Source organism: Mycobacterium parascrofulaceum ATCC BAA-614 (assembly GCF_000164135.1).
GTDB lineage: Bacteria > Actinomycetota > Actinomycetes > Mycobacteriales > Mycobacteriaceae > Mycobacterium > Mycobacterium parascrofulaceum.
Genome location: NZ_GG770557.1, coordinates 43,305 through 48,729, shown reverse-complemented (window position 1 = coordinate 48,729; position 5,425 = coordinate 43,305). Strand labels below are relative to the sequence as shown.

Here is a 5,425-nt window from a genome sequence, read left to right as displayed (position 1 = left end):
GCCGACGGCCTGGCCGGGGTGCTCGAACACGACGCCGACGGCTCGGGCGCGGCGGTGCTGGCCGCCCTGGCCAAGCTGGCCAAGGCGGTGGCCGCGGAGCTGGTGGCCGGCGGGCTCACCATCATCGGGATCACCGGCTCGTCGGGCAAGACGTCGACCAAAGACCTGGTGGCCGCGGTGCTCGAGCCGCTGGGCGAGGTGGTGGCCCCGCCCGGCTCGTTCAACAACGAGCTGGGACACCCCTGGACGGTGCTGCGCGCGACGCGGCGCACCGACTACCTGGTTCTCGAGATGTCGGCCCGCCACCCCGGAAACATCGCCGCGCTGGCCGAGATCGCGCCGCCGGCGATCGGGGTGGTCCTCAACGTCGGCACCGCCCACCTGGGCGAGTTCGGCTCCCGCGAGGCCATCGCTCGCACCAAATCCGAACTGCCCCAAGCCGTTCCGTCGTCCGGTGTGGTTGTCCTCAACGTCGACGACCCGATGGTGGCGGCGATGGCCCGCGTCACCGACGCATGGGTGGTCCGGGTCAGCCGGTCCAGCCACACCGATTCCGGACCCAGCGACGTCTGGGCCGACGGAGTGTCGCTGGACGAACTGGCCAGGCCGCGCTTTACCCTGCACGCGATGAATGCCCAAGGCACTGTGGAGGTCGGGGTGCAGCTGGGCGTGTACGGCGACCACCAGGTCACCAACGCGCTGTGCGCCGGGGCCGTGGCGCTGCAGTGCGGGGCCACGGTCGAGCAGGTCGCCACCGCGCTGGAGCAGGCCGGGCCGGTGTCGCGGCACCGGATGCACGTGACGACGCGCGCGGACGGGGTCACGGTCATCGACGACGCCTACAACGCCAACCCCGACTCGATGCGGGCCGGGCTGCAGGCGCTGGCCTGGATCGCCCACGGCGCCGGGGCCGGCGAAAGGCGCAGGAGCTGGGCGGTGCTCGGCGAAATGGCCGAGCTCGGCGACGACGCGGTAGCCGAGCACGATCGCATCGGCCGGCTGGCGGTGCGCTTAGATGTGTCTCGACTTGTTGTCGTGGGAACTGGGAGGTCGATGAGCGCCATGCACCACGGAGCGGTCATGGAAGGCTCGTGGGGAGCTTCCGGTGAAAGGGGGGCGGTCAGCGTGGCCGACGCCGACGCCGCCCTGGCGCTGTTGCGGGCCGAACTGCGGCCCGGCGACGTCGTCCTGGTCAAGGCCTCCAACGCCGCCGGGCTGGGGACGCTGGCCGACGCGCTGGCCCGTGACGATCGCGAGGGCGGCGAAGCCGGGCGAAGCGGGTCGTCACCATTGCCTGAGGGTTCCGCGAACAGCGACGGCGGGATGGGCTCGTGAGGCAGATCCTCATCGCGGTGGCCGTCGCGCTCGCCGTGTCAATCCTGTTGACCCCGGCCCTGATTCGGTTGTTCACCCGGCAGGGTTTCGGCCACCACACCCGCGAGGACGGCCCGCCCAGCCATCACACCAAGCGGGGCACGCCGTCGATGGGCGGGGTGGCCATCCTGGCCGGCATCTGGGCGGGATACCTGGGCACGCACCTGGCCGGGCTGGCGTTCGACGGGGAGGGCGTCTCGGCGTCGGGTCTGCTGGTGTTGAGTCTGGCCACCGTGCTCGGAGGCGTCGGCTTCCTCGACGACCTGATCAAGATCCGCCGCTCGCGCAACCTCGGGCTGAACAAGACGACCAAGACGATCGGGCAGGTGGCCGCCGCGGTGCTGTTCGGGGTGCTGGTGTTGCAGTTCCGCAACGCCAGTGGGTTGACGCCGGCCAGCTCGGACCTGTCTTACGTGCGTGAGATCGCGACCGTCACGTTGGCGCCGGGCCTGTTCGTGTTGTTCTGCGTGGTCGTCGTCAGCGCCTGGTCCAACGCGGTCAACTTCACCGACGGCCTGGACGGGCTGGCCGCCGGCTGCATGGCGATGGTGACCGCCGCCTACGTGCTGATCACCTTCTGGCAGTACCGCAACGCCTGCGTCACCGCGCCCGGTCTCGGCTGCTACAACGTGCGCGACCCGCTGGACCTGGCACTGGTCGCGGCCGCCACCGCCGGCGCCTGCATCGGTTTCCTGTGGTGGAACGCCGCGCCCGCGAAGATTTTCATGGGCGACACGGGGTCGCTGGCGCTGGGCGGCATCATCGCCGGCCTGTCGGTCACCAGCCGCACCGAGATCCTCGCGGTCGTGCTGGGGGCGCTGTTCGTGGCCGAGGTCACTTCGGTGGTGCTGCAGATCCTCGCCTTCCGCACCACCGGCCGCCGGGTGTTCCGGATGGCGCCCTTTCATCACCATTTCGAGTTGGCCGGCTGGGCCGAAACGACCGTGATCATCCGCTTCTGGCTGCTCACGGCCATCACCTGCGGTCTGGGCGTGGCGCTTTTCTACGGTGAATGGCTGGGCGCAATCGGTGCCTGAGCTGCCCGGGCTCGGCCCCCTGGCGCCGGGCGCGCCCGTGCTGGTGGCCGGGGGCGGCGTCACCGGCAAGGCGGTGCTGGCGGCCCTGTCCCGATTCGGCGCGGCGCCGACCCTGTGCGACGACGACCCGGCGACGCTGCGGCGCTACGCCGACACCGGGGCGGCGACCGCGACCATGTCGTCGGCCACGCAGCGCGTCGCCGAGTACGCCCTGGTGGTCACCAGCCCCGGGTTCTCGCCGGACACCCCGCTGCTGGTCGCCGCGGCGGCGGCGGGCGTGCCGGTCTGGGGCGACGTGGAATTGGCCTGGCGGCTGGACGCCGCGGGCCGGTACGGACCGCCGCGCCGCTGGCTGGTGGTCACGGGCACCAACGGCAAGACGACCACGACGTCGATGCTGCACGCCATGTTGACCGCCGCGGGCCGGCGCAGCGTGCTGTGCGGCAACATCGGCGATCCGGTCCTGGATGTGCTGGACAGGCCCGCCGACCTGCTGGCCGTCGAGCTGTCCAGCTTCCAGCTGCACTGGGCGCCCTCGGTGCGGCCCGAGGCGGGCGTCGTCCTCAACATCGCGGAGGACCACCTGGACTGGCACGCCACGATGGCCGAGTACACGGCCGCGAAGGCGCGGGTGCTCGACGGCCGGGTGGCCGTGGTGGGGCTCGACGACGCCCGGGCCGCCGCGTTGCTGGACACCGCGGCGGCGCCGGTGCGCGTCGGCTTCCGCCTGGGCGAGCCGGCGGCCGGCGAACTGGGCGTGCGCGACGGCCGACTGATCGACCGCGCGTTCGCCGACGACCTCGCGCTGCTGCCCGTCGACTCGATCCCGGTGCCGGGACCCGTCGGGATCCTGGACGCCCTGGCCGCCGCGGCGCTGGCCCGCAGCGTCGACGTGCCCGCCGAGGCGATCGCGGACGCGATCGCGGCCTTCCGGGTGGGCCGGCACCGCGCCGAGGTGATCGCCGTCGCCGACGGGGTCACCTACGTCGACGACTCCAAGGCGACCAACCCGCACGCCGCCGAGGCGTCCGTCCTGGCCTACCCGCGCGTGATCTGGGTGGCCGGCGGTTTGCTCAAGGGCGCGTCGGTCGACGCCGAGGTCGCCAGGATGGCCCCGCGGCTGGTCGGCGCGGTGCTCATCGGGCGAGATCGCCAAGAGGTTGCAGAGGCGTTATCGCGACACGCGCCGGATGTCCCCGTCGTCCAGGTTGTGACAGGCGAGGATGCTGATATGAATGCGACGGCTGTGGTTATTGATGTAGATGTGACAGAAGTGAAACCTTCCGGCGGGGATCTCGGCGCTTCCGTCATGTCCGCGGCCGTCGCCGCGGCCCGCAACCTCGCACGTCCCGGCGACACCGTGCTGCTGGCCCCCGCCGGCGCGTCGTTCGACCAGTTCAGCGGGTACGCCGACCGTGGCGACGCCTTCGCTGCCGCCGTGCGCGCGGCCACCCGGTAGGCGGGCGTGACTAACCCGCTGGCCCGGTTGAGACGCCGGGGCAAAGACACTTCCGAGGCCGCTTCCGGGGTCGCCCCCGAGTCAGCCTCGGCGGCCGGCGCCGAGAGCCCGGCGGAGCCGGCCGAATCCGGCGCCGGCGAGGCGGCTTCGGGGGGCGCCACCGGCCCCGTCGCGGGCACGTCGGAAGCCAAGCCCGCCGCGAAAGCCGCGGCCCCCGAGCGCAACCGGTTCGGCGCCTGGCTGAGCCGGCCCATGACCTCGTTTCACCTGATCATCGCGGTGGCCGGGCTGCTGACCATCCTGGGCCTGATCATGGTCCTCTCGGCGTCGGGCGTGCGGTCCTACGACGCCGACGGGTCGGCCTGGGTAATCTTCGGCAAGCAGGTGTTGTGGACGGTGATCGGCCTGATCGCCTGCTACGCCTCACTGCGGATGTCGGTGCGGTTCATCCGCCGGGTCGCCTTCACCGGCTACGTCGTCACCGTCATCCTGCTGGTGCTCGTGCTGGTGCCCGGCATCGGGAACCTGGCCAACGGCTCGCGGAAGTGGTTCGTCGTCGCCGGGTTCTCCATGCAGCCATCCGAGCTGGCGAAAATCGCCTTCGCCATCTGGGGGGCGCATCTGCTGGCCGCCCGGCGCCTGGAGCGGGCCTCGCTGCGCGAGCTGCTGATCCCGCTGGTGCCGGCCGCCGTCATCGCGCTGGCGCTGATCGTGGCGCAGCCCGACCTCGGGCAGACGGTATCGCTGGGCATCATCCTGCTGGCGTTGCTGTGGTACGCCGGCCTGCCGCTGCGCGTCTTCGCCACCTCGCTGCTGGCCGTCTTCATGGCCGGGGCGATCCTGGCCATGTCGGCGGGTTACCGGTCCGACCGGGTGAAATCCTGGATGAACCCCGAGAACGATCCCATGGACACCGGCTACCAGGCGCGCCAGGCGAAGTTCGCCCTGGCCCACGGCGGCATCTTCGGCGACGGCCTGGGCCAGGGCGTCGCCAAGTGGAACTACCTGCCCAACGCCCACAACGACTTCATCTTCGCCATCATCGGCGAGGAGCTCGGCTTCGTCGGCGCCTTCGGCCTGCTGGTGCTCTTCGGGCTGTTCGCCTACACCGGGATGCGCATCGCCCGCCGCTCGGCCGACCCGTTCCTGCGGCTGCTGACGGCCACCACGACGATGTGGGTGCTGGGTCAGGCGTTCATCAACATCGGCTACGTGATCGGGATCCTGCCGGTCACCGGCATTCAGCTGCCGCTCATCTCCGCGGGTGGGACCTCAACGGCCGCAACACTTTTCATGATCGGGATCATGGCCAATGCGGCCCGTCACGAACCCGAGGCGGTGGCCGCCCTGCGCGCCGGACGCGACGACAAGGTGAACCGGTTCCTGCGGCTGCCGCTGCCCCAGCCGTATGCGCCGACCCGGCTGGAGTCGTTCCGCGACCGCAAGCGCGGGGGCAACCCGCCGGGCCAGGGCGCCCGCAACGGCGCGCGGAAGGCGGCCCAGCCGCCCGCAGGCAAGGCGTCCCGCAAGGCGCCCCGGAAGGCCACCCGCACGG

At 71.8% G+C, this 5,425-nt stretch carries 3 protein-coding genes and 1 pseudogene; all 4 read left to right on the top strand.

Annotated elements, in window-relative coordinates:
• Window positions 1-1,335: UDP-N-acetylmuramoyl-tripeptide--D-alanyl-D-alanine ligase (locus HMPREF0591_RS21580; protein ID WP_007170784.1), on the top strand; the 1,335-nt coding region annotated here is incomplete at its 5' end.
• Window positions 1,332-2,411: a phospho-N-acetylmuramoyl-pentapeptide-transferase gene (mraY, locus tag HMPREF0591_RS21575; protein WP_007170783.1), complete on the top strand. Its 1,080-nt coding sequence runs from the start codon at window positions 1,332-1,334 to the stop codon at window positions 2,409-2,411. The genes HMPREF0591_RS21580 and mraY, both read left to right, overlap by 4 nt.
• A 1-nt stretch (window position 2,412) precedes the next feature.
• On the top strand, window positions 2,413-3,870 hold the full coding sequence (gene murD, locus HMPREF0591_RS21570) for a UDP-N-acetylmuramoyl-L-alanine--D-glutamate ligase (RefSeq protein WP_244269083.1): 1,458 nt from the start codon (window positions 2,413-2,415) through the stop codon (window positions 3,868-3,870).
• A gap of 18 nt (window positions 3,871-3,888) precedes the next feature.
• Window positions 3,889-5,425, top strand: a pseudogene (gene ftsW, locus HMPREF0591_RS21565) (putative lipid II flippase FtsW); the annotation flags it as partial.